Below are 24,667 nucleotides of genomic sequence, written 5' to 3'. Positions count from 1 at the left end.
TCGCCCCGGCGGAACCCGTAGGCTCGAAGCCAACACCGCCACCCACCGCCTCACCGCCCCACCAAGGACCGCACCCGTGTCAGGCCGCTTCGCGCCCCGCCCCGTCACCCGCACCACGGTGCGGGGCGGCGACACGGCGACGCCGCCGACGGTTCCGCACCAGAGCGCACCCACACCGGCCGACGGCGAGACGGCCGCGCGCACCCGGACCTGGACACCATCGGGACCGCTGGACCTGGCCCTGGTACTCGGCCCACTCCGCCGCGGCCCGGCCGACCCCTCTTTCCGCACGACCCCCGACGGCGCCTTCTGGCGTACGTGCCGCACGCCGGCGGGCCCGGGCACCCTGCGGATAGCGGCACGCGACGGCGCCGTGGAGGCGAAGGCCTGGGGCGAGGGCGCCGACTGGCTCCTGACCCAACTCCCACCCCTCCTGGGCTCCTTGGACGACCCGTCCACCTTCGTGCCGCGACACCGCATCGTCGCCGAGACGTGGCGCCGCCGCCCCGGCCTGCGGCTGGGGCGCACCGGCCTGGTCCTGGAATCCCTCATCCCCTCCATCCTGGAGCAGAAGGTCACGACGGACGAGGCGTACCGGGCGTGGCGCCTGCTGCTCCGCAAGTACGGCGACCCGGCCCCCGGCCCGGTGGACGGCCGTATGCACGTCATGCCTTCCGCCCGAACCTGGTCCCTCATCCCGTCCTGGGAGTGGCACCGCGCGGGCGTCGACAGCAAGCGCTCGACGACGATCCTGCGGGCGGTACGGGTGGCGAGGCGCCTGGAGGAGGCGTCCAGGATGTCCCTCGACGACGCCTCGGCCCGCCTGCAACTGATCCCGGGCATCGGCCCCTGGACGGCGGCGGAGACCCTGCAGCGCAGCAACGGCGCCGCCGACGCGGTGTCGGTCGGCGACTACCACCTGCCGAGCACGGTCGGCTACGCCCTGGCCGGCAACCGCGACGCGGACGACGCGGCCATGCTCGAACTCCTGGCCCCGTACGCGGGCCAGCGCCACCGAGTGGCCCGCCTGATCCTCCTCTCAGGCCAGACCCCACCCCGCCGCGCCCCCCGGATGACCCCGCGCAACATAGCGGCCCTGTAACCCCGGCAACCCCTCCCAGTGCCGCCCGCTGCGTCGAGAGGCACAACCCTCCATTGGCCCGTGGCCCACCGTCGGCTCCTGCGGCCCGGTGGTCGCTTCAGATGACCCCGGCGTCGAGGGGGCTGCGCCCAACCCTGCCTCGTCTGTCGCGGTGGCTGGAGGGGACGTGTCGGGGCGCTCCCCGCAGGGCGTCGAATGCAACGGGCCCGAACAAGTCCGGTGCCCGAACGTTCGGCGTCCGAGGAGACGGCCCGGCGCGGCACCGACCCCAACGCCCCGGCGCCCAGGGGGCTGCGCCCTACCCTGCCTCGTCTGTCGCGGTGGCTGGAGGGGACGTGTCGGGGCGCTCCCCGCAGGGCGTCGAATGCAACGGGCCCGAACAAGTCCGGTGCCCGAACGTTCGGCGTCCGAGGAGACGGCCCGGCGCGGCACCGACCCCAACGCCCCGGCGCCCAGGGGGCTGCGCCCTACCCGGACCCGGCCAACGCCACCGCACCGCCCCCACCTCAGCGCACCACCACGAACGCCTCAGCGTCCCGCGCCGGCCGTTCCTTCGGCGGGGTCGCCGCGTGGCCCACCGCCACGGCGCCCATCGGGTCCCACCCCTCCGGCAGCGCCAGCACCTCCCGCACCACCTCACGGCAGAACATCGTCGACGAAACCCACGCCGACCCCAGCCGCTCACCCGCCAGCGCCACCAGAAAGTTCTGCACACCCGCACCGGCCGCGACCACGAACATCTCCCGCTCCGCCGCATCCCGCCGAGCGTCCCCGTACACATGCGAGCCGTCCATCACCAGGCACGGCACCACCAGATACGGAGCCCGCCGCAGCACATCCCCCCGCCGCACGCGCTTCGCGATGGACTCCTCCGACTTCCCGTCGGCCCGCAGATCCGCGACCCACGCGTCCCGCATCGCATCGAGCAGCGCCACCCGCGCCCCCTCCGACTCCAGCAGTACGAAGCGCCAAGGCGTCGTATGGTGCGGCGCGGGCGCCGTGACCGCCGCCGCGACAGCGCGCCGTACCGCCGCCGGATCCACCGGCTCGGCCGTGAAGTCCCGCACCGTACGCCGCAACGTCACCGCTTCCCGCACAGCCTCCGACGTCCCGAGCCGGAACATGTCGTCGGCCGCAGACCGGACCAGCGCCCGCCCGCCGACATCCGCAGCATCAGAGCCACCGTCACCCCCACCCCGACCGCCACCCACGACACGCGAAAGCCCCCGCACCACCGCGACCGGCAGCCCCTGCGCCTTCCCCTTCACCAGATCACCGGCCGCCGCCAGTTCATCCCCGACAGCGACGACAGTGACATTCAGCGGATTGCCGTACGCATCGCTCCCGCCCCGCAGATCATCGAGGACCCGCACCCCAGCCGCCCCGATGGCGACATCAGTCAGCCCGTTGCGCCACGGCCGCCCAAAGGTGTCCGTGACGACGACCCCCACGTCCACGCCCAGCGCATCCCGCAACCCCTCCCGGATGGCCCGGGCCGAAGCATCAGGATCCTCCGGCAGCAACAGCACGGTCCCGGCCGCGGTGTTGGACGCGTCGACCCCGGCCGCGGCCATGACGAGCCCCTGCCGGTTCTCGACGATACGAAGCGTGCCGCGCCGCGCGACCACCCGTATCGTCTCCGCGTCGATGGCCGCCTCGCGGTCGGCCGCCGCCATGACGCGGCCCTCCGCCTTGCTGACGATCTTCGAGGTGACCAGCAGGATGTCCCCGTCGACGAGCCCGGGCCCAGTGGCCGCGATCAGCTTGGCGAGGTCGTCCCCGGCCCGGACCTCCGGCATCCCGCCCAGCGCCCACACCCGAAAGGACGGAGCGGCCCCGAAGCCCGGCCCGGGGTCAGACGCGAAGCCCGCCTCGGGGCCAGACCCGACCCCCGGCTCCGGGGCCGCTGCGGACCCCGCCCCAGACCCCGCCGCACTCACGCCCGTACCTCCTCGGCGAGGACCAACGCCTCCCGGGCCATCGCCGCCGTGGCCTCGACGTCGGTCATCATCAGCGGAACGGCCCGGCACCGGACCCCCGCGCTCTCGACCTCTTCCACCACACCCGCGTCGACGGTGTCGACGAGCCACCCGTCGAGCAGCCCCGACCCGTAATGCCGGGCGACAGCAGCGGCGGTCGACTCGACACCCACCGCGGCCAGCATCTTGTCGGCCATGCCCCGCACAGGCGCGTCGCCCACGATCGGCGAAAGCCCGACCACAGGAACCCCCGCATCGGCGATCGCCTCACGAATGCCGGGCACGGCCAGGATGGTCCCCACGCTCACCACCGGATTTGACGGCGGAAAGAGAATCACGTCGGCCGAACCAATGGCCTCCAGAACGCCCGGCGCCGGCTTCGCCTGCTCCGCCCCCACCGGCACCACGGCCTGCGCGTCCACGGACGCACGCAGCTTCACCCAGTACTCCTGGAAGTGAATGGCCTTCCGCTCCCCGCCGACATCAACAGCGACATGCGTCTCGATACGGTCGTCGGACATCGGCAGCAGCCGCACCCCCGGCTGCCACCGCTCGCACAGCGCCTCCGTCACCGCGCTCAGCGGATAACCCGCGCCGAGCATCTGCGTACGGACGATGTGCGTCGCGAAGTCACGGTCGCCGAGCCCGAACCACTCGGGCCCCACGCCGTACGCCGCGAGTTCGCCCTTCACCTGGAAGGTCTCGTCCGCACGCCCCCAGCCCTGCTCCTCATTGATGCCACCGCCGAGGGTGTACATCACGGTGTCGAGGTCGGGGCAGACCTTGAGCCCGAACAGATAGATGTCGTCACCGGTGTTGCCGATGACGGTGATGTCCGCGTCAGGCGCGGCCGACTTGAGGCCGCGGAGGAAGCGAGCGCCACCAATACCGCCTGCCAGAACCACAATGCGCATGCACAGCAGTCTGTCAGGCCGGTACGACATCCTGGGGCTGGGCAGCCGGCGAGCACTGAGCCGCATGCTCCGAATGCAGCGAGTCCACCGAGTGCATCGGCATCTCGGTGAGCCCGGGGAAGTAGACGTGCAGGCTGACCGCCGGCTCCAGCGCGTCGTTGACGACCTCGTGGACGTACCCGGGCGCGAAGACCCGCTGCGACCCCGCCCCCAGCACCCGCTGCACAGCGCCCGCGCGCTCGGTCAACTCACCGTCGAGCACGGTCAGTACGCCGGACGAGGGCCCGTGGTCGTGCATGCCGCTGCCCTGACCGGGCACCCAGCTGAGCAGCCAGACCTCATATCCGGGTCCGGTACGCAGCCGGTGGTACCAGCGGCTGGTGGCGTCGTACGAGACGAGGTGCTCCCACTGCGCACGGTCGGCGGCGATGGAGCGGGCGAGGCCGGCGAACTCGGCGACGGTGGCCGGGTGCTCACGGGCGGGCTGAAGGAGGTGCTGGACGGCGAGAATGTCGCCGGCGATCTGGAGGTCGCTGTCGCTGCTGTTCATGATGCGGGGGTTCCTCGGCAGGGGTGTCGGGGTGTCGCAAGGAGGGATGTCACAAGACGCAAGACGCAAGACGCAAGCCGTACGACGCGAGACGCGAGACGCGAGACAGAAAGGCGTAGCGAAAAGCTACAGAGAGTCAGCTGGAGCGCGGCGGCTTCAACAGCTGGAACAACAGCAACAGCAACAGAGAGCCTGGACAGCGCAACGGAACCCACGTGTGTGGGTCCCGGGGAGCACTGCGGTCACTGGCATGTGTTCAAGGAGACCTGCTTGCTCACTCCCTGTCAACCTCGTGACCGTTTTGGGGGTAATGTTTCACCTCATCCGGTTAATGGATGCGGAGAAAGGTTTGTGCAGCCGACTCCCCGGAGAAGTGGCGCATCAACCGCGCAAGCAAACGTCGTTGAGGCGTCGCGACCGGACTGTGATCCGGATCGCTTCCGCGGATCAACTGCAACAAGATCAAAGCCCACCGCATCTCACCCTGGTGAGGGGGTGTGGAGGCGGCCGTGGATGCGCCATTGGCATGTGTCACTGTTTTTGGCGATTTGAACACTTTCCGCATAGCTTTGGTTCCGCAGAGTGAATAACCGGCTCAATAGCAGATCTCGGCTTGACTGCCCCGGATCCGCACACTTGTAATTTCACTCGTGTCGTTCGGCCGAAAACGGCAACGACTACATCACGGGGAAGCAAAGACAGACGAGGGGCGCACATGACCGAGCTGTTCCAGCAACTGCTGGTCGAGGACGCGGACGAGGAAATCGGCTGGCAGGAGCGCGCTCTGTGCGCCCAGACCGACCCCGAGTCCTTCTTTCCCGAGAAGGGCGGTTCCACCCGCGAGGCCAAGAAGGTCTGTCTCGCCTGTGAAGTCCGCTCTGAATGCCTCGAGTACGCACTCTCCAACGACGAACGATTCGGCATCTGGGGCGGTCTGTCCGAGCGTGAACGCCGACGACTGAAAAAGGCCGCGGTCTGACTGCCGCGCCCGACTGTCGCCATTGACTGGCCCACCCAGTCGCACGCCAAATGGCCAAATAGCACAAGCGTGCACGTATCAACCGGTCCGTCGCCCGGCCCCAGGCCGCAGGCGGCGGACCGTTGTGTTGCCCAGCCGTTAGTGTGGGGCGCTGTCCGAGACGCATCAAAACCCCCAAGGGTCGCGCGCGTCCACGCAGTCAGACAGCAGCCTTCCGGGGGACGACCCCCGGACCCCGGCCGGAGGGCCCGTACCCCGATGTCCGTGCACAGCCAAACGTCGGCGCCGTACGCGGCGGCCGCTCCCGAGTTCCCCCGGCATGTCGTCACCGCCGTGCTCGTCTCCCACGACGGCGCGCGCTGGCTGCCCGACGCGCTCGCCGGGCTCCTGGGACAGGAACGCCCCGTACAGAACGTCGTCGCCGCCGACACCGGCAGCGCCGACGACTCCGCGCTACTCGTCACCGAAGCGATCGGCGCCGAACGCGTGCTGCACCTCGCACGCCGCTCCGGCTTCGGTACCGCCGTCGACGAGGCGGTCCGTACCGCCCAGGTCCTCACACCCGAGGAACTGCCCTACCTGAAGCGCCCCAGCGGCTGGGACCCGGTGAGCAGGTCGTGGCGCGACGACGCGTACGACATGCCCGAACTCCCGCACGGCGACCCCGTCCAGTGGCTGTGGCTGCTGCACGACGACTGCGCGCCCGAACCCGACGCGCTCGCCGAACTCCTGCGCGTAGCCGACTCCGACGAGCACGCCGCGATCATCGGCCCCAAGCTCCGCGGCTGGTACGACCGGAAGCAGCTGCTCGAAGTCGGCGTCTCCATCGCCAACAGCGGCCGCCGCTGGACCGGCCTCGACCGTCGCGAGCAGGACCAGGGCCAGCACGACCAGGTCCGCTCCGTACTCTCCGTGTCGACCGCCGGCATGCTCATCCGCCGCGACGTGTGGGAAGAGCTCGGCGGCTTCGACCGCAGGCTGCCCCTCATGCGTGACGACGTCGACCTGTGCTGGCGCGCCCACGCCGCCGGCCACCGCGTCCTCGTCGCCCCCGACGCCATCCTGCGGCACGCCGAGGCGTCCGCGCGCGAGCGCAGGCCCATCGACTGCGCCGGGCGCTCGGTCGCCAACCCGCACCGCGTCGACAAGGCGGGCGCCGTCTACGCGATGCTCGTGAACGCGCGCGGCCCCGCCCTCCCGTACGTCATGCTGCGCCTGGTCCTCGGCACCCTGCTCCGCACCCTCGCCTACCTCCTCGGCAAGGTCCCGGGACAGGCGGTCGACGAAGTCACCGGCCTGATGGGCACCTTGCTGCGCCCCGGCAAGATCCTCGCGGCCAGAAGGCGGCGCGGAAAGGGCAGGGTCGACGCGAGCGAACTGCGCCCGCTCTTCCCCCCCACCGGCGCGACCATCCGGGCAACCTTCGAACAGGTCGCGGGCAGCTTCGGCTCCCGCTCCGAGCCCGACTCCGCCTCCGGCTCGCGCCATGGGGTCGTCGAGTCGGGCCCCGGCGGCGACGACGCCGACTACATGGAGATCGAGCAGTTCGCGCGGCTGAAGCGGATCGCCCGCAAGCCCGGCCCGATGCTCTTCGTACTGCTCCTCTTCGTCTCCCTCATCGCCTGCCGCGGGCTCCTCGGCGGCGGCTCCCTGGCAGGCGGCGCCCTGCTGCCGTCCCCCGCCGACGTGTCCGGCCTCTGGTCGCGGTACGCCGACGTCTGGCACCCCATCGGCACCGGCGGCACCCAGACGGCGCCGCCCTACCTCGCCGTACTCGCCGCCCTGTCGGCCGTCTTCCTCGGCTCCACCGGCCTCGCGCTCACCGTGCTGCTGGTCTGCTCGGTGCCGCTGGCCGGCCTCACCGCGTACTTCGTCTCGCGTCCGCTCGTCGAGTCCCGGCTGCTGCGCGCCTGGGCGGCCGTTGCGTACGCCTTCCTGCCCGCCGCCACCGGCGCCCTCGCGACCGGCCGGCTCGGGACGGCCGTTCTGGCGGTCCTGCTGCCGCTCATCGCACGCTGCGCCGTTGCCGCGAGCGGTTTCAGCGCCGGGGGCGCGCGCTCCAGCTGGCGCGCTGTCTGGGCGTACGCGCTCCTGCTGACCTTCGCCATGGCGTTTACGCCGATCGTGTGGCCCATCGCCCTGGTGCTCGGCATCGGCGTACTGGCGGTGCGGCGCGACGACATCACGGCGTACGGACTGCGCTTCCTCGCGGCGCTCGGCACACCCGTGCTGATGCTGGCCCCCTGGTCCCTCTCCCTCCTCACCAGCCCCTCCGGCTTCTTCCGTGAGGCGGGCCTCGACTTCAGTACGGGCCCGGCCGGCGCACTCGACCTGCTCGGCATGAGCCCCGGCGGTCCCAAGGCGGCCGGCGGGCTGCTGCTCATCGGCGTCGTCCTCACGGCGCTGGCGGCCCTGCTGCGCGGCGAGCGGACGTATCCCATCCGCGCGGCGTGGGTCGCGGCACTCGTGTCCCTCCTCTTCGCCGTATTCGCGAACAGCTCTGAAGGCGGCTGGGCCGGTCCCGCGACCCTCGTCTACGGTCTCGCGCTCATCGGCGCCACCGTGCTCGGCGCGGACGGCGCACGTGAGCGCGTCGCCACCCAGAGCTTCGGCTGGCGCCAGCCCGTCGCCGTACTGATCGCCTTCGCCGCGGCCGCCGGACCGCTGCTCGCCGCCGCCGGCTGGATGATCGGCGGCGCCGCGGGACCGCTGGAGCGCCGCGACCCGGTGCAGGTGCCGGCGTTCGTCGCGGAAGAGAGCGGCACCCGCGACCAGGCACGCACCCTGGTCCTCGGCGGTACGTCGGCCGCGAAGGTCTCGTACACGCTCGTACGCGGCTCCGGCGCCCGGCTGGGCGACGGGGAGCTCGCCGAGGCGGGCGGCAGCAGCCCGCAGCTCGACAAGATCGTCTCCAACCTGGTCGCGGGCTCCGGCGCCGACCAGGCCGACCAGCTCGGCGGATACGCCGTCCGTTACGTCCTCGTACGCGACGGGGCCCCGCGTGCGATGAGCCGCGTCCTGGACTCGACGCCCGGACTGAGCCGGCTGAGCCAGCTCGACGGCAGCGCGCTGTGGCGCGTCGACCGCCAGGTCGCGCGGGCCACGATCGTCTCCGGCAAGGAGGGCGGCGAGCCGCTGTCCGTCGCGTCGAGCCCGGTCGAGGCGCACACCAAGATCCCGGCGGGCGAAGCGGGCCGCATCCTGCGGATCGCGGACTCGGCGGCCGAGGGCTGGCAGGCCACGCTCGACGGGACCGTACTGGAGAAGAAGACCGTCGACGGCTGGGCGCAGGGCTTCGTCCTGCCCGCCGACGGCGGCCGGCTCGACCTCACGTACGAGGTGCCCGTCACCCACACCGTGTGGATCTGGACCCAGGTCGGCCTCGCCCTGCTCCTGCTGGTGCTCGCCCTTCCGGGCCGCCGCCGGGAAGTCGACGACGACCTGCCGGAGGAGGAGATCGACGTACCCGCGCAGCCGGTGGCGGGCGAGGGCCGCAGGGCGCGCAGGTTGCGCGCGGCGGCGCAGGCGGAAGCCCCGTACGCCCCCCAGACGGACGCGGACGTCGACGCCGATGTGGACGCGGGGGAGGGGGCCGGGGCACAGTCCCCCGCCCCGCCGGTCGCGGACCCCTACGCCCAGCTTCCCCAGGAGCAGGACCAGACCGCCGCGTACGCGTCCGTACCGGAGCAGCAACAGCAGCCGTACGGCGAGTGGGACGCGCAGTCGTACCCGGGCGCGGAGTACGGCCGGCAGTACGGCGGCCAGGAGCAGCAGCCGTACGCACAGGGCCAGCAGCAGGGCTACGGCGGCGAGCAGTACCAGGCCGACCCGTACCAGGCCGGCCAGTACGGTGGCGGCCGGCAGTACCAGCCGGACCCGTACCAGGAGGGCCAGTACCAGGCGGCTGACCCGTACCAGGAAGGCCAGTACGACCCGTACGGCTACGGGCCGCAGCAGCCGCAGCCCTACGCCGACGAAGGCAACGAGCCCGAGCAGCGTCCCGACGGGAGCAACAACCGATGAACCGCACCACCCTCTCCCTGATCGCCGCCGCCACCGCGCTCGCCGCGGTCACCGGGTTCGCCGTCGTCTCCACGCCGGACGGCGGTACGACCGAGGCCGCCGCCGACGCGACGACCCCGGGGCGGATGCCGGTGGAGCGCTCCAGCCTGCTGTGCCCCGCGCCCAGTGCGTCCGACCTGGCGGAGACGGCGTACACGTCGTTCACCCCGGCAGGAAAGGGCGACGCGGACGCCAAGGCGGGCTCCGCCGAACTCGTCCCGACGGACGCCACGCTGGCGGCCCCCGACGACGGCGGCAAGGACAAGGAGAAGAAGGAGAAGGACGCGGGCAAGCCGGGCGAGAGCAAGCCGGTCATCTCCCTCAAGGAACCGGGCAAGCCCGTGACCGCCGAGGCGAACACCGCCGAGGCCCCGGCCCTCGTAGGCTCCGCCGACGGCCGCCTGGCCCCCGGCTGGGCCGCCCAGCAGACCACCAAGGTCACCGCGGGCCAGGGCCGGGGCGTACTCGGCGTGAGCTGCACCGCGCCCGACACCAACTTCTGGTTCCCGGGTGCGAGCACCGCCGACGAGCGGCAGGACTACGTACACCTCACGAACCCGGACGACACCGCCGCTGTCGCCGACATCGAGCTGTACGGCAAGGACGGCGCCATCGAGTCGGATTCGGGGGAGGGCATCACGGTCCCCGCGAGGTCCAGCGTGCCCGTACTGCTGTCGACGCTGAGCGCCGACAGCGCCGAGAACGTGAGCGTCCACGTCACCACCCGCACCGGCCGCGTCGGCGCCGTGGTCCAGGCCGTGGACGAGGAGGCGGGCAGCGACTGGCTGGCCGCGTCGGCCGAGGCGTCCGGCAGCGCTGTGCTCCCCGGCATCCCGGCGGACGCGACGTCCGTACGCCTGGTGGTGTTCGCGCCCGGTGACGACGACGCCGACCTGAAGGTGCGGCTCGCGAGCCCCACCGGCTCGATCACGCCGGCCGGCCACGAGACCCTGCACGTCAAGGCGGGGATGACCGCGGCCGTCGACCTCAAGGACGTCACCAAGGGCGAGGCGGGTTCGCTGCTGCTGAGCCCGGCCGCGCAGGGCCGGCCGACGCCGGTGGTCGCCGCGCTGCGCGTGGTGCGCGGCAAGGGCGCCGCCCAGGAGGTCGCGTACATCCCGGCAACCGGACAGGTGGGCGAGCGGGCGACGGTGGCCGACAACAGGGCGAAGGGGTCGGTGCTCTCGCTGACCGCGCCCGGCGCCGCCGCCGAGGTCAAGGTGACCGCGTCGGCGGGCAGCGGGGGCGGCGAGCCGGTCGTCAAGACGTACAAGGTCAAGGCGGGTACGACGCTCGCGGTGAAGGCGCCGGTGCCGTCCGGGCTCAAGGGCTCGTACGCGCTGACGGTCGAACCGCAGTCGGGCGGCCCGGTCCACGCGTCGCGCGCGCTCGAACTGCCCGAGGACGGCATCCCGATGTTCACCGTGCAGACGATGCCGGACGACCGGGGGATGGTCTCGGTGCCGGAGGCGGAACAGGACCTGTCGGTACTGGACGACTGACGCCTTTCTTCCGATTTCTTCCGACCGGGGTCAGTCCTGCTCGTCTCCGTACCGGGGATCGACCGACTCCGGTGACAGGCCGAGCAGTTCCGCGACCTGCTCCACGACGATCTCGTGCACGAACATGGCGCGCTCGTCCCGGCTCTTGGTGCGGATCTCGACGGGCCGCCGGTAGATGACGATCCGCGCCGGATGGGCGCTCGTCGCGGCGATCATCCCGCCGAGCGGTACGGACTCGGCGGCCCACGCGCCGGAATCGTCGCCACCGCCACCGCCACCGCCGCCCGCGGGCGGCACGTCGAGCACCAGGAAGTCGACCTCGGCGAGCTGCGGCCACCGCCGTTCGAGGCGCTCCACGGAGTCCTGTACGAGGTCGCCGAAAGCGGCGGCCCGACTGGTCGAGAGAGGCACCTGGGGCGGGGCCACCGGGCCACGCATGCCGCGCCCGTGGCGGTCGCGCCGCCGGGGGCCGGGGCCGGTGGGGAGGGGAGGTACGGGACTGTCCATCACTGACGCAGGGTAGCCCTCATCGGGGCGGTTGAATCGCGGCGGAGGGGCGGCAGCGGGCATGTCGCATATTGAGCATTCCAGCCAAGATTGGGCTCGATTTCACGCCCGTACGCGACCGGCGATCTCGCATCGGTTGACGGCATTTGCCCCAAGTGGCGACTGGTAGCGGTCCGGTCACCGCCTGTGCCCACCGGTCTCCGCGCAGGTCAGAGCAGTTGCGCAAGGGGTCACCGGGACACAGGGGGACCCGCGACACGGTGGAGTGACGTGGGGGAGAGTCGTCGCGGCCCGGTCAAGAGTGCGGTACCGTCCAACATCGTGAGCCCTGTACGTCGCTGTTCGCGCACCGCGTGCGGCCGCCCTGCCGTCGCGACACTGACGTACGTCTACGCGGACTCGACCGCAGTCCTCGGCCCGCTCGCCACCTATGCCGAGCCCCACTGTTACGACCTGTGCGCCGAGCACTCGGATCGGCTGACCGCGCCACGCGGCTGGGAGGTTCTCCGGCTCGTCGACGGCTCGGCCCCGTCCCACCCCAGCGGCGACGATCTCGAAGCGCTCGCCAATGCCGTACGTGAGGCCGCCAGGCCGCACGAGCGCGCGGCGGAGGCCGGCGGCGGGCCACGCACCGCGGACCCGATGGAGGTCGCGCGCCGCGGCCATCTGCGAGTCCTGCGCTCCCCGGACTCCTGAAGCCCGAGTCCCCTACGGGTAGCTTTAGTGCCGACCTACAGGACTTCAGGAGGGCTGGCCGTGGCTGCTGATCTGTCGCAGATCGTCAAGGCGTACGACGTGCGCGGAGTGGTCCCCGACCAGTGGGACGAGTCACTGGCCGAACTCTTCGGAGCCGCGTTCGCGCAGGTGACGCAGGCCGAAGCGATCGTCATCGGGCATGACATGCGGCCGTCGTCGCCGGGACTCTCGCGGGCGTTCGCGCGCGGGGCGGCGGCGCGCGGGGTGGACGTGACGGAGATCGGTCTCTGCTCGACCGACCAGCTTTATTTCGCCTCCGGGCAACTGGGGCTGCCGGGCGCGATGTTCACGGCGTCGCACAACCCCGCGCAGTACAACGGCATCAAGATGTGCCGGGCGGGAGCGGCGCCGGTGGGCCAGGACACGGGCTTGGGGGAGATCCGCGCGCTGGTGGAGGAGTGGTCGGAGACCGGGACTTCGCCCGCGACCGGGACCGCGACCGTGACCGGAACCATCACCCAGCGTGACACGTTGAACGACTACGCGGCCCACCTCCTCTCGCTGGTCGACGTGTCCGCGATACGCCCCCTCAAGGTCGTGGTCGACGCGGGCAACGGCATGGGCGGCCACACGGTCCCCACGGTCTTTGCCTCCCTCCCGCTGACCCTCATCCCCCTGTACTTCGAACTGGACGGCACGTTCCCGAACCACGAGGCCAACCCGCTCGACCCGAAGAACCTCGTCGACCTCCAGGCGAAGGTCCGCGAGACCGGCGCCGACCTCGGCCTGGCCTTCGACGGCGACGCGGATCGCTGCTTCGTCGTGGACGAGCGGGGCGAGGGCATCTCGCCGTCCGCGATCACGGCGCTGGTAGCCGCACGCGAACTGGCGCGCAACGGCGGCAAGGGCATGATCATCCACAACCTGATCACGTCGTGCTCCGTCCCGGAAGTCGTCCGGGAACACGGCGGCACGCCGGTCCGTACCCGCGTAGGCCACTCCTTCATCAAGGAAGAGATGGCCCGCACCGGCGCGATCTTCGGTGGCGAGCACTCGGCGCACTACTACTTCCGGGACTTCTGGAACGCGGACACCGGCATGCTGGCCGCCCTCCACGTCCTGGCGGCCCTGGGCGGCCAGGACGGCACCCTCTCGGCCCTGGTTGCCGAGTACGACCGCTACACGGGCTCCGGGGAGATCAACTCCACGGTGGACGACCAGGCGGGCCGCATGGCGGCGGTCAAGGCGGCGTACGCCGGCCGCGACGGAATCACCATCGACGAACTGGACGGCCTGACGGTCACGGCCGACGACTGGTGGTTCAACCTGCGCCCGTCCAACACGGAGCCGCTGCTGCGCCTGAACGTCGAGGCAAGGGACGAGCCCACCATGACGAAGACCCGAGACGAGGCCCTGACCCTGGTCCGCAGCTAGCGAACCGTGCCAGGTCTCCGCCTGCCTGCGGGGTGAACGCCCCATTCGCCTCGCGGTAGGCCGGTCCGCTCGGCGGGGCCATGTCTGCGTCGGGGACCGCCCCATTGGCCTGCGCCGCGCCCTGCCGCGCCTGCGGCGGCGTGCCGGCCAGCCCCGAGTCGCGCCACGTCGTCCCGGGACAGGCCCCACGGCTTGGGCCGCGCCACACGGGTCGTTCCGTCCGAGGCCGCGCCGCACGGGTCGTCCCGTTGCGATCTGGCCAGCGACGTCCTGTGCCGTGCTGGGCCGTCCGTGCCGGCTGCGCCGCGCCGGAACGGTCCCGCCGCGCCGGCCGGGCGCGCCCCGCCTCCGCGCCTGCGGCGCGAAGCTGCCGCATCCAGGTGCGGGGTGCACCGCCTCCACCCACCCGGGGTCTGGGGGCGTGCCCCCAGTTTCGGGAAGGGGCGGGGAGGGGACAAGCTCCGCGCAGCGGCCCCTACACCCACCGCACCCCGCCCCACCGCACCCCGCCCCGCCATCCGCCGCGTCTCGCCCAACCCGCAGCGATCCACCCGCCAACCGCTCCTCCTCACTTGCCAGGAACACCTCGCCCCGCCAGCCCGCGCCGCTCCCCACCCGGCGGTAGGCTGACCTGGCCCAATCCGTAGCCGTATCCGCATGTTCGAAGGGACCCGCCCCATGCCGCTCGAAGCCGGCCTTCTGGAGATCCTCGCCTGCCCCGCCTGCCACGCGCCCCTCAGCGACGCGTCCGCCGCGGACACTCCCGAGCTGATCTGCACCAGCAAGGCCTGCGGCCTGGCCTACCCAGTACGGGACGGCATCCCGGTCCTCCTCGTCGACGAGGCCCGCCGCCCCGCCTGACGCAGGCGACCCGCACACCTGAACGCAGGCCCGCACTCACGCGGCGGCCCGCAAGCAGCCCGCCGCAAGCAAGCCCGCACCGCACCACACCGCACGCGACCAAGCCCAAACCGCACGAACCGCCCGCACTCCCCACCACCCCCGCGCAGCGCCCCACCACAGGCCAAGCGCCCGGCGATCGGAGGCCCGCAGCATGCTCGACGAGTCGTTGCTGGACGACCCGGAGTCCCTGGCCCGCGCCGACCGCCGCGGCCTGCTGCGCGGCGCCGCCGAGGCCGGCGCCCGCGTACGCACCGCCGCCCGGCACGCCACAGAGGCCGGCCTCGCGGAAATGAAGCCCGAGGGCCGGCCCCGCGCCGTACTGATCGCGGGCCCCGGCACCGCCGCGAACGGCGTCGCCGACCTCCTCGCCACCCTCGCCGGCGCCGCCTGCCCCGTCACCCGGCTGCACTCCACCGGAGTGGCCCCCGCCGCCGGCGCCCTGCGCTGGGCGCTCCCGGGCTGGGCGGGCTCAGTGGACCTCCTCCTCCTCGTCACCCCCGACGGCGCCGAACCCGGCCTCGCCGTCCTCGCCGAGCAGGCGTACCGCCGCGGCTGCACGGTCGTCGCCGTGGCCCCGCAGCGTTCCCCGCTGAGCGAGTCCGTCAACGGCGTACACGGCCTGGTCGTACCGATGGCGACGGCCCCGTACGAGGAGTACGACGAGGGCACCGCCACCGGCCCCAGCGCGCTCTGGGCGCTCCTCACCCCCCTCCTCGTCCTCTTCGACCGCCTCGGCCTGATCACCGCACCCCCGGACACCTTCCGGCTCGTCGCCGACCGCCTCGACCGCACCGCGGAACGCTGCGGCCCGGCCATCGCGATGTACAGCAACCCGGCCAAGACGCTCGCCTCCGAGCTCGCCGACTCGCTCCCGCTCATCTGGACGGAGGGTGCGTACGCCGGCCCCGTCGGCCGCCGCTTCTCCGCCGTACTGGCCGAGCTGGCCGGCCGCCCCGCCCTCGACGCCGAGCTTCCGGAGGCCCTGCCCGCCCACGGCGTTCTCCTCTCCGGAGCCTTCGCGGCCGGCGCCGACCCCGACGACTTCTTCCGCGACCGCGTCAACGAGGCACAGGCACTGCACGCCCGCGTGGTGCTCCTGCGGGACCGCCCGACCGGCGGAATGACCGCGGCCCCCGCCGCCCGGGAGCTCGCGCTGAGCCACGACACGGCCATCAGCGAGATCGAACCGGAAGACGGCAGCGACCTGGAGAACCTCGCCGAGATGCTCGCCATCACGGATTTCGCCGCCGTTTACCTGGCGCTCGCTTCCGCAGGCCGATCATGAGCGCCAGCACCTGACGGCGACTCCAGGTCGCACGGGGGGCACCACACTCAAAAGCCACCACACGCAGGGGAAGCCTCATGGACCGCCTCTCGAACACCGTGCGCCCCTACGCCTGGGGCTCCACAACAGCCATCCCGGCCCTGCTCGGCACCGCCCCCACCGGCGAGCCCCAGGCCGAGCTGTGGATGGGCGCCCACCCGGGCGCCCCCTCCCGCATCAACCGCGGTGGCACGGGCGGTGAACAGCCCCTCTCGGCAGTCATCGACGCCGACCCCGAAGCCGAACTGGGCGAGGCCGCGGTAGCGAAGTTCGGCCCCCGCCTCCCCTTCCTCCTCAAAATCCTCGCGGCCGGCGCCCCCCTCTCCCTCCAGGTCCACCCCAACCTCGAACAGGCGAGAGAGGGTTACGCCGCCGAGGAGCGCGCCGGGGTCCCCATCGACGCCCCGCACCGCAACTACAAGGACGCCAACCACAAGCCCGAACTGATCTGCGCGCTCACCCCCTTCGAGGGCCTCTGCGGCTTCCGCGCCCCCGCCGAATCGGCCGACGTACTCGCCGCACTCGAAGTCGACTCCCTCAAGCCGTACGTCGACCTCCTGCACGCCCACCCCGAAGATGCCGCCCTCCGCGAGGTCCTCACCGCCGTACTCACAGCGGACCGCGCCGAAATGGCGGAGACCGTGACATCCGCCGCGGCCGCCGCGGACCGCCTGGGCGGCGCGTACGCCCCGTACGCGACCCTCGCGCACCACTACCCCGGCGACCCGGGCGTCATCGCCGCCATGTTGCTCAACTACGTACAACTACAACCCGGCGAGGCCCTCTTCCTCGGCGCCGGCGTCCCGCACGCCTACCTCAGCGGACTCGGCGTAGAAATCATGGCGAACTCGGACAATGTCCTGCGCTGCGGCCTCACCCCCAAGCACGTGGACGTCCCCGAACTCCTCCGCATCGTCCGCTTCGAGGCCCGCGACCCCGGCATCCTGCGCCCGGAGGCATCGTCCTCCACCGGCGAAGAGCTGTACGACACCCCGATCGACGAATTCCGCCTCTCGCGCCACGTCCTGGCGCCGGGCGCCGCACCCCGCACCCTCCCGTCCGCCACCCCGCAGATCCTCCTCTGCACGGCAGGCGAGGTCCGCGCCGGCGAACTGACCCTCGCACCGGGAGAGTCCGCCTTCACGCCAGCAGGCGAATCAGTCGAATTGTCCGGTACGGGCACACTCTTCCGCGCAACAGTGGTCGCCTGACGTACCGTCCGCACGGACTGCCGCGGCAAGCTGCAACAATGACCGGCCGTAGGGCGGCGCCAGGGCCGCGGCACCAAGGAAGGGACATCCGGCACCCATGAGTGCGTCAGGCGGAACCAAGGCGATCGTGGCGGCACTCGCCGCCAACCTCGCGATCGCAGTAGCCAAGTTTGTGGCGTTCCTCTTCAGTGGCTCGTCCTCGATGCTCGCGGAGAGCGTGCACTCGCTCGCCGACTCGGGCAACCAGGGCCTGCTGCTGCTCGGCGGCAAGAAGGCCAAGCGCGAGGCAACGCCTCAACACCCCTTCGGCTACGGCCGCGAGCGCTACATCTACGCCTTCCTGGTCTCCATCGTGCTCTTCTCCGTCGGTGGCATGTTCGCCATCTACGAGGGCTACGAGAAGATCAAGCACCCGCACGACGTCGAGGCGTGGTACTGGCCGGTCGGCGTCCTCGTCTTCGCGATCATCGCGGAGACCTTCTCCTTCCGTACGGCGATCGTGGAGTCCAACCAGACCCGCGGCAACCTCTCCTGGAAGGAGTTCGTGCGCCGCGCGAAGGCCCCGGAGCTGCCGGTCGTCCTCCTTGAGGACCTCGGCGCGCTGGTCGGTCTGATCCTGGCCCTCGTCGGCGTAAGCCTGGCCATCGTCACGGGCGACGGCGTCTGGGACGGCATCGGCACCCTCTGCATCGGCGTCCTGCTGATCATCATCGCGATCGTCCTGGCGGCCGAGACGAAGTCGCTCCTCCTCGGCGAGGCGGCGGGCACAGAAGACGTCGACAAGATCCAGGCAGCTCTCGTCGACGGCACCACGGTCACCCGCGTCATCCACATGCGTACGCTCCACCTCGGCCCCGAGGAACTCCTCGTCGCAGCCAAGATCGCGGTCCAGCACGACAACACGGCCGCGGAGGTCGCCCACGCGATCAACGCGGCGGAGGACCGTATCCGCGCGGCAGTCCCGATCGCCCGCGTGATCTACCTGGAGCCGGACATCTACAGCGAGGCGGCGGCAGAAGCGGGCACGAACCCGGCAGTCACCCCCGGCGACCCGTCCGCACACTGACGCCCGTACGCCCCGCACGACGTAGGCCCCCGCCACCACAGGCGGGGGCCTTTCAGCTACGTCAGCCTCGTACCTCTGCCCTCCGCTACTTGCCCGGCGGCAGCGTGGGCCAAGGCGGCACCGGGAGAACCGGGAACCTCCGGCGCTCCGCCAAGGCAGCCGCCCCGAGCCCCACCCCCACCAGGAAGACCACGACGCCGGTCACTCCGGCCAGCACGAACAGGACCGGAAGCGTCCAGTCGTCCACAACCCGGCTCCGCACGGCGCTGACGGCGACAGTGCCGGACTGCTGGTCAAGGAAGAAACGCGAATCGAGCGAGTTCTCGCGATTGTCCCCGAGCACGAACATCCGCCCCTCGGGCACCCTGACGTCGAACTCCTCCCCGAAGACGCCGGGAACGCCGCCCCTGACATACGGCTCGTCGAGCGGCCGGCCGTTCAGCATCACCGCCTTGTCCCCATGCCGATAGGCCACCCGGTCACCGCCCACGGCCACGACCCGCTGGAAGGAGAGCCCCTTGGGGACCCGCTCCGGAGCCGAGAAGAGGATGACGTCGCCACGCCGGACGTCCCCGCCGCCTATTTCCTCGGCAACGATCCGGTCGCCCTGCGAGTACGTCGGCTCCATGTTCCCCGCGGCGACCTCGGACGCCTGATACCCGCCCCGCCCCATGACAAGACCGACCGCCACGAGCGGCGCCCCCACCAACAGCAGCACGACCGCCGCGACCACCAGCCCTCTCCCCGGACGCCGCCCACCCACCACTGATGCCTGCCGCATGGTTCCCTGGCCTTCCCACCCCGGAATGTGCTCGCACATGCTGGAGAGCACGTCGGTACGGACACCGACGGCCCCACCCGTACCAACTACCGAACCGCGCTTGCGCGAGAGGTTCGCAAGGACCCGCACCCGCAGATGCTCGTCGCCAGAGGCAGCCGCGCGAGCGCGACCCTACAAGCCCGTCGACGTCAGTACGTACACGAGCCGACCACCAGCCGACCACCGCCGACCAGAGCAAAGTCCGCAAAGCCCGCTGCTGACCAGGGCGGCTGGGGATCACTGGGCCGATCGGTGTAGATTCGTGACCTAGCCAGACGTCGCTGCTGATGGCGGTCGGGCGGTCCCGTGGGCCGGCCGAGGGAGAGAGGGCCTCCGACGGACTGCGCTGCGAGCGCCCGGGCACTCGTATGCCCGCCGCCGCAGAGTCAGCCGTACCCACCTCGACCCGTATCCACGAGGAGCAGCCCGCATGACGACTGTCGCCACCGGCCAGGACTTCAAGGTCGCCGACCTCTCCCTCGCCGCCTTCGGCCGCAAGGAGATCACTCTCGCCGAGCACGAGATGCCCGGCCTGATGTCGATCCGCAAGGAGTACGCCGCCACCCAGCCGCTCGCCGGCGCCCGCATCACCGGCTCGCTGCACATGACCGTGCAGACGGCCGTGCTCATCGAGACGCTGGTCGCCCTCGGTGCCGACGTCCGCTGGGCCTCCTGCAACATCTTCTCCACCCAGGACCACGCCGCCGCCGCCATCGCGGTCGGCCCGAACGGCACCCCCGACGCCCCCGCCGGCGTCCCGGTCTTCGCCTGGAAGGGCGAGACCCTGGCGGAGTACTGGTGGTGCACGGAGCAGGCCCTGACCTGGCCGAACACGCCCACCGGCGGCCCGAACATGATCCTCGACGACGGCGGTGACGCCACCCTCCTCGTCCACAAGGGCGTCGAGTTCGAGAAGGCCGGCGCCGTCCCGGACCCCTCCACCGCGGACAGCGAGGAGTACGCCCACATCCTCACGGTCCTCAACCGCACCCTCGGTGAGAGCCCGCAGAAGTGGACCCAGCTGGCCTCCGAGATCCGCGGCGTCACGGAGGAGACCACCACCGGTGTCCACCGCCTCTACGAGATGCACCGTGACGGCACCCTCCTCTTCCCGGCGATCAACGTGAACGACGCCGTCACGAAGTCGAAGTTCGACAACAAGTACGGCTGCCGCCACTCCCTGATCGACGGCATCAACCGCGCCACCGACGTGCTGATCGGCGGCAAGGTCGCCGTCGTCTGCGGCTACGGCGACGTGGGCAAGGGCTGCGCGGAATCGCTGCGCGGCCAGGGCGCCCGTGTGATCGTCACCGAGATCGACCCGATCTGCGCACTGCAGGCGGCGATGGACGGCTACCAGGTAGCGACGCTGGAAGACGTCGTCGCGACCGCCGACATCTTCATCACCACGACCGGCAACAAGGACATCATCATGGCCGCGGACATGGCCAAGATGAAGCACCAGGCGATCGTCGGCAACATCGGCCACTTCGACAACGAGATCGACATGGCCGGCCTCGCCGCCGTCCCCGGCATCGTCAAGGACGAGGTCAAGCCGCAGGTCCACACGTGGAAGTTCCCTGACGGCAAGGTCATCATCGTCCTGTCCGAGGGCCGCCTGCTGAACCTGGGCAACGCGACCGGCCACCCCTCGTTCGTGATGTCCAACTCCTTCGCGGACCAGACCCTGGCCCAGATCGAGCTGTTCACCAAGCCCGAGGAGTACCCGACCGACGTCTACGTGCTGCCCAAGCACCTCGACGAGAAGGTCGCCCGCCTCCACCTCGACGCCCTCGGCGTCAAGCTCACGACCCTCCGCCCCGAGCAGGCCGCCTACATCGGCGTCAAGGTCGAGGGCCCGTTCAAGTCCGACCACTACCGCTACTGAGCCCAAGCTCAACCCGCAGCAGTAGCAGCAGTAGCTGTCAGGCAGGCCCCCGCACCCCCGTGCCGGGGGCCTGCCCCATGTCGGACCCGAAGAACCGGACAGACTCATGCCCCGAGGCCGCTACTCACTCCACGACCTTCACGACCACACCCCCCTCGGCGAAGAACACTTCCACTGCGCCCCCGGTCCTTCCGGCTGGCGTTACGTCTCGCAGATCATCACCCCCTCCGGCGACCACGCCGGCTCCGTAGACCTGGCCATCGACGAACTCGGCCGCCCCATCCGTCTCGAACTGCACGCCTCAAGCTGGCAGGTCCGAGGCGCAGCCATCGACGGCGTCACCTGGGTCCGCACCGACCCGACCGGCACTCACGCCACCGAAGGCAACGTCGCCGCCCACACCTTCACCGGCACATCCCCCGCCTTCCTCATCGCCACCACCCGCCTTCTCCGCCTCACCCCCGCTTCCCCCGCCACCCGCGTCCGCCTGGTCGCCTTCACCGACCCGGTCCTGGCGCCCCGCACCGTCGACCAGTCCTGGGCCTTGCTGAAGAGTGAAGCGCATGCCACTGACAACGGCCCCCTGATGGTGGACGAATACCAGGTCAACGCCCTGGACACCGGCGAACAGCACCAGATCCACATCGCAGGCGACGTAGTCCTCTCAGCCCCCGGCATCGAACTGGAACACCTGGAAACCCCACCCTCAACCTTCCCCTGACGCAACGACCTGCCGACGGGCATGCGCAAGGTCAGCCGAGCGGTGCACCGAGGTTCGCCAGTTCTCCATCCGAAAGTACGGAGAACCCAACCCGCGCGGTCGGCAGTACCCTCGCCCCCGCCCGAGCGGAGAAACCTCAACCATCGCCGATACACCCGGCCCCAGGACCCAGAGCAGCTCCACCCAGTACGGCTGCTACGCCCAGCCCTCCGAGCGGGCCGACTTCACCAGTGCGGCTGGTACGCCGTGCCCCTTGAGTGTGCCAATTTCAGTGAGTGCGCTCGTAGGCCCAGCCCTCTGAGCGGGCTGGCTTCAGCGAGTGCGCCGGTACGCCCGGCCCCCCGACCGGAGCGTTTCCCGCCGATGCGGCGGCCGGTACAACTACCTGGCCCTGAGCCGAGTGAGCGGCTTCAGCCGGCCGGGCGAAACATCGGCTACCCGCAGCCGAGCAATTCCAGCCTGTCCGGCGTTTGAGGACCGGGGCCCGGGGCGGAGCCCCAGTTACGGGAAGGGGCGGGGTGGGGAAAAAGAGCCCGCCGCCCTAAGCCGGCGGCGCGAACCCAGTCCCGGACGAAGCGGCCCCCGCCTCCGACCCAGCGCTCACCCGCACCGAACCGTCCACCGAACCGTCCACCGAACCGTCCACCGGAGCCGGAGCCGGAGCCGGAGCCGGAGCCGAACCCGGAGCCGAACCCGGACCCGCACCCGGAGCGGGAACAGGAGCCGCCACCGAACCCCCTGGAGCCGGAGCGGGACCCGCACCCCCACTCACCGCACCAGATCCAGAAGCCCCCACAAACGCCCGCCGCGCGTCCCGCGCCTGCCGCTCGTTCACCACAGCCGCCAGATACGCCGCCGCCGGCACCTCCCGCGGAGCCGGCGCCCCCGTACGCGCCGCCAGGTCCCCGGCCAACCGCCCCGCCATCGCCGCACCCACCTGCGGATCCAGTTGCCCCATCCGCGTCAGGTACTGCCGTATCGCAAGCCAAAGCCCATCCGGCACCCCGGACAGGTCGAGCCCGGCGAACCGCCCCACCAGCCACGGAGGCGGAGGCGGCACAACACCCACCCGCCCTGCGGACACCCGCTCCCGTACGACGAGAGTCCCGGCGAACACATCCCCAATCCGCCGCCCCCGCTCAGAAATGAGCGAAGCAATACACGCAACGACCCCGAACGTCATCAGGATCTCCACGACCCCCACCGCCCCCCGAACCAGCGCATGCCGGAACCGGATCGGCCCCCCGTCGTCCCGCACCACCCGCAGCCCACAGGCCATCTTTCCCAGCGACCGCCCATGCGTGAGCGTCTCCACCGCAATGGGCGCCCCGACCAGCACCAACACAAACGACGCAACCGCTATCGCCATGCCGGCCGCCTCGTCGAGCGAGGCAGTCGCTATCGCCAGCCCAACCGACACGCTCAGATAGACCGTCCACACCACCGCCATGTCGATCGCCAGAGCAAGCGCCCGGCTGGGCAGCCTCGCCGGCCGCAGCCCCAGTACAACCGCGTCGCCCGTAACAAGCTCACTCACCGGAAACCCACCCTCCGCCGCCCATGGCCGCCCTTCCCTGCCCCTTGGATCCCCAGTCTGCCAAGCTGGCCCGCAGCGCGCGCCGCGCAGTACGGACCGTACGGACTTAGTGCCTGGAGCAGCAGCCGACCATGGACCTCGACGTCTTCGTCACCGCCCACCACGCTGAGTGGGACCGACTGGACCACCTCCTGCGCCGCGGCCGCCGCCTCACCGGCGCCGAAGCCGACGAACTGGTCGCTCTCTACCAGCGCACGGCCACCCACCTCTCGCTGATCCAGTCCAGCGCCCCCGATCCCGCCCTCACCGCGCGGCTCACCCAGCTCGTGGCCCGAGCCCGAGCCACGGTGGCGGGTACCCGCCGCGCGTCCTGGCGCGACGCGACCCGTTTCCTGGCGTCCGGCTTCCCCGCCGCGATGTACCGCACCCGCCACTGGTGGGTCCCCACGGCCCTGCTCTCCATCGCCGTGGCTGCCGTGATCGGCTGGTGGATCGGCACCCACCCCGAGGTTCAGTCAGCCATCGCGGCCCCGGCAGAGCTACGCGACATGACCCGCCCGGGCGGCCAGTACGAGACGTACTACTCCAGCCACCCCGCAGCGTCCTTCGCCGCCCAGGTCTGGACGAACAACGCCCAAGCGGCAGCCATGTGCCTGGTTCTGGGCGCCTTCCTCTGCTTCCCGGTGCTCTGGATCCTCTTCCTCAACATGCTGAACCTCGGCGTCGCCATCGGTCTGATGTCCTCGGCCGGCCGCCTCGACGTCTTCCTGGGCCTGGTCATCCCGCACGGTCTGCTGGAACTCACCGCGGTCTTCGTAGCTGCCGGTACGGGCCTGCGCCTCGGCTGGACCCTCATCGACCCCGGCCCCCGCACCCGCCGCGCGGCCCTCGCGCGAGAAGGCCGAGCCGCCCTCGGCATGGCGATCGGCCTTGCCCTGGTCCTTTTCGTCTCCGGCCTGATCGAAGGCTTCGTTACGCCGTCGGGCCTGCCCACCTGGGCCCGCATCGCCATCGGCGTCGTCGCCGAGCTGGCATTCCTTGCGTACGTCTACATCCTGGGCGGCCGAGCAGCTCGAGCCGGCGACCGCGGCGACGTCGAGCAGGCCGACCGCAGCGCCGAGCTCCCCACCGCCGCGTGATGTGCGTACGACCCCTCTGACCTGGTACTGTCCTGTCCGCCCACAAAAACCGTTGACACGGCTGGCGTGGGGAGGTAAATTTAAACGGTTGAACCGGGTGGACGTATCCACTCGCAACGGTTAGTATCTGTCTCGCCCTCCAGGAGATCATCTCCTCAGGGCCTCTCGATACACATTGGAATCACGAAGCCGATTAGCTCGGCGGAAATGCTTCTGATAATGTCGGGGACAAGCCGAAAGGCAAAGGCCACTCCAGCGGCCACCAGAAACAAACCCCGAACCGGAAACGGAACGGAAAACGGATCTGGTAAGGTTGGAAACACGAAATACCGA

19 protein-coding genes are annotated in these 24,667 nt (G+C 71.2%); 13 read left to right on the top strand and 6 right to left on the bottom strand.

The genetic code is table 11. The features are described from left to right. Positions 1-76: 76 nt before the first annotated feature. Positions 77-1,102 carry a DNA-3-methyladenine glycosylase gene (locus J7E89_RS35165; RefSeq protein WP_214979713.1) on the top strand — a complete coding sequence of 342 codons (1,026 nt, stop codon included), beginning with the start codon at positions 77-79 and terminating at the stop codon, positions 1,100-1,102. A 506-nt stretch (positions 1,103-1,608) separates the two neighbouring features. Here J7E89_RS35165 and J7E89_RS35160 read toward each other — a convergent pair. Genes J7E89_RS35160 through J7E89_RS35150 form a run of 3 tightly spaced genes read right to left on the bottom strand, consistent with a single transcriptional unit; the run spans position 1,609 to position 4,545 of the window. After that, on the bottom strand, positions 1,609-3,042 hold the full coding sequence (locus J7E89_RS35160) for a coenzyme F420-0:L-glutamate ligase (RefSeq protein ID WP_308315705.1): 1,434 nt from the start codon (positions 3,040-3,042) through the stop codon (positions 1,609-1,611). Then, a complete protein-coding gene (cofD, locus tag J7E89_RS35155) occupies positions 3,039-3,995 on the bottom strand; it encodes a 2-phospho-L-lactate transferase (RefSeq protein WP_214979711.1) in 957 nt (318 codons plus the stop codon). The genes J7E89_RS35160 and cofD overlap by 4 nt, the downstream gene beginning before the upstream one ends. 13 nt (positions 3,996-4,008) lie before the next feature. After that, a complete protein-coding gene (locus tag J7E89_RS35150) occupies positions 4,009-4,545 on the bottom strand; it encodes a cysteine dioxygenase family protein (protein WP_214979709.1) in 537 nt (178 codons plus the stop codon). Between the two features lie 715 nt (positions 4,546-5,260). Between J7E89_RS35150 and J7E89_RS35145 the strand changes: the two genes are divergently transcribed. The 3 genes from J7E89_RS35145 (at position 5,261) to J7E89_RS35135 (ending at position 11,088) form a co-directional block, all read left to right on the top strand. After that, the gene (locus J7E89_RS35145) at positions 5,261-5,524 is read left to right on the top strand and encodes a WhiB family transcriptional regulator (RefSeq protein ID WP_028810740.1); all 264 of its coding nucleotides are present in this window, start codon (positions 5,261-5,263) and stop codon (positions 5,522-5,524) included. 258 nt (positions 5,525-5,782) lie between these two features. Then, complete coding sequence (locus tag J7E89_RS35140) at positions 5,783-9,547, top strand: glycosyltransferase (protein WP_214979706.1); 3,765 nt, start codon at positions 5,783-5,785, stop codon at positions 9,545-9,547. Then, entirely contained in the window at positions 9,544-11,088 is a 1,545-nt protein-coding gene (locus J7E89_RS35135; protein ID WP_214979697.1) for a DUF5719 family protein, read from the top strand. The genes J7E89_RS35140 and J7E89_RS35135 overlap by 4 nt, the downstream gene beginning before the upstream one ends. 30 nt (positions 11,089-11,118) lie before the next feature. Here J7E89_RS35135 and J7E89_RS35130 read toward each other — a convergent pair whose 3' ends face one another. After that, on the bottom strand, positions 11,119-11,595 hold the full coding sequence (locus J7E89_RS35130) for a metallopeptidase family protein (RefSeq protein WP_214979695.1): 477 nt from the start codon (positions 11,593-11,595) through the stop codon (positions 11,119-11,121). A gap of 321 nt (positions 11,596-11,916) precedes the next feature. Here J7E89_RS35130 and J7E89_RS35125 point away from each other — a divergent pair, with 321 nt between their 5' ends. The 6 genes from J7E89_RS35125 (at position 11,917) to J7E89_RS35100 (ending at position 18,229) form a co-directional block, all read left to right on the top strand. Next, a complete protein-coding gene (locus tag J7E89_RS35125) occupies positions 11,917-12,291 on the top strand; it encodes a DUF3499 domain-containing protein (RefSeq protein WP_214979693.1) in 375 nt (124 codons plus the stop codon). Between the two features lie 60 nt (positions 12,292-12,351). Next, positions 12,352-13,725 carry a phosphomannomutase/phosphoglucomutase gene (locus tag J7E89_RS35120; protein ID WP_214979691.1) on the top strand — a complete coding sequence of 458 codons (1,374 nt, stop codon included), beginning with the start codon at positions 12,352-12,354 and terminating at the stop codon, positions 13,723-13,725. Positions 13,726-14,403: 678 nt separating this feature from the next. Continuing rightward, complete coding sequence (locus J7E89_RS35115) at positions 14,404-14,586, top strand: Trm112 family protein (protein WP_214979770.1); 183 nt, start codon at positions 14,404-14,406, stop codon at positions 14,584-14,586. A 193-nt stretch (positions 14,587-14,779) separates the two neighbouring features. Further along, on the top strand, positions 14,780-15,913 hold the full coding sequence (locus J7E89_RS35110; RefSeq protein WP_214979684.1) for an SIS domain-containing protein: 1,134 nt from the start codon (positions 14,780-14,782) through the stop codon (positions 15,911-15,913). 77 nt (positions 15,914-15,990) lie between these two features. Then, positions 15,991-17,163 (top strand): mannose-6-phosphate isomerase, class I, encoded by a 1,173-nt coding sequence (gene manA / locus J7E89_RS35105; RefSeq protein WP_214979682.1) that lies wholly within the window; start codon positions 15,991-15,993, stop codon positions 17,161-17,163. A 97-nt stretch (positions 17,164-17,260) separates the two neighbouring features. Further along, on the top strand, positions 17,261-18,229 hold the full coding sequence (locus tag J7E89_RS35100) for a cation diffusion facilitator family transporter (protein WP_214979680.1): 969 nt from the start codon (positions 17,261-17,263) through the stop codon (positions 18,227-18,229). An 85-nt stretch (positions 18,230-18,314) separates the two neighbouring features. Here the strand turns inward: J7E89_RS35100 and lepB are convergent, their stop codons facing one another. Beyond that, the gene (gene lepB, locus J7E89_RS35095; protein ID WP_308315704.1) at positions 18,315-19,139 is read right to left on the bottom strand and encodes a signal peptidase I; all 825 of its coding nucleotides are present in this window, start codon (positions 19,137-19,139) and stop codon (positions 18,315-18,317) included. A gap of 340 nt (positions 19,140-19,479) precedes the next feature. Here lepB and ahcY point away from each other — a divergent pair, with 340 nt between their 5' ends. Together ahcY and J7E89_RS35085 are read left to right on the top strand one after the other, a co-directional pair. Beyond that, entirely contained in the window at positions 19,480-20,937 is a 1,458-nt protein-coding gene (ahcY, locus tag J7E89_RS35090; RefSeq protein WP_214979678.1) for an adenosylhomocysteinase, read from the top strand. A 106-nt stretch (positions 20,938-21,043) separates the two neighbouring features. After that, positions 21,044-21,658, top strand: coding sequence for a hypothetical protein (locus J7E89_RS35085; RefSeq protein ID WP_214979676.1), 615 nt, complete (start codon positions 21,044-21,046; stop codon positions 21,656-21,658). Between the two features lie 541 nt (positions 21,659-22,199). On the opposite strand, the gene J7E89_RS35080 is transcribed toward J7E89_RS35085, so the two are convergent. Continuing rightward, positions 22,200-23,195, bottom strand: a complete 996-nt coding sequence (locus tag J7E89_RS35080) for an RDD family protein (protein ID WP_214979674.1) — start codon at positions 23,193-23,195, stop codon at positions 22,200-22,202. A gap of 131 nt (positions 23,196-23,326) precedes the next feature. On the opposite strand from J7E89_RS35080, the gene J7E89_RS35075 reads away from it, so the two are divergent. Continuing rightward, the gene (locus J7E89_RS35075) at positions 23,327-24,334 is read left to right on the top strand and encodes a stage II sporulation protein M (protein WP_214979672.1); all 1,008 of its coding nucleotides are present in this window, start codon (positions 23,327-23,329) and stop codon (positions 24,332-24,334) included. Positions 24,335-24,667: the final 333 nt, after the last annotated feature.

This window comes from Streptomyces sp. ISL-100 (genome assembly GCF_018614615.1).
Lineage (GTDB): Bacteria > Actinomycetota > Actinomycetes > Streptomycetales > Streptomycetaceae > Streptomyces.
This window is presented reverse-complemented; position numbering and strand designations above follow the sequence as displayed.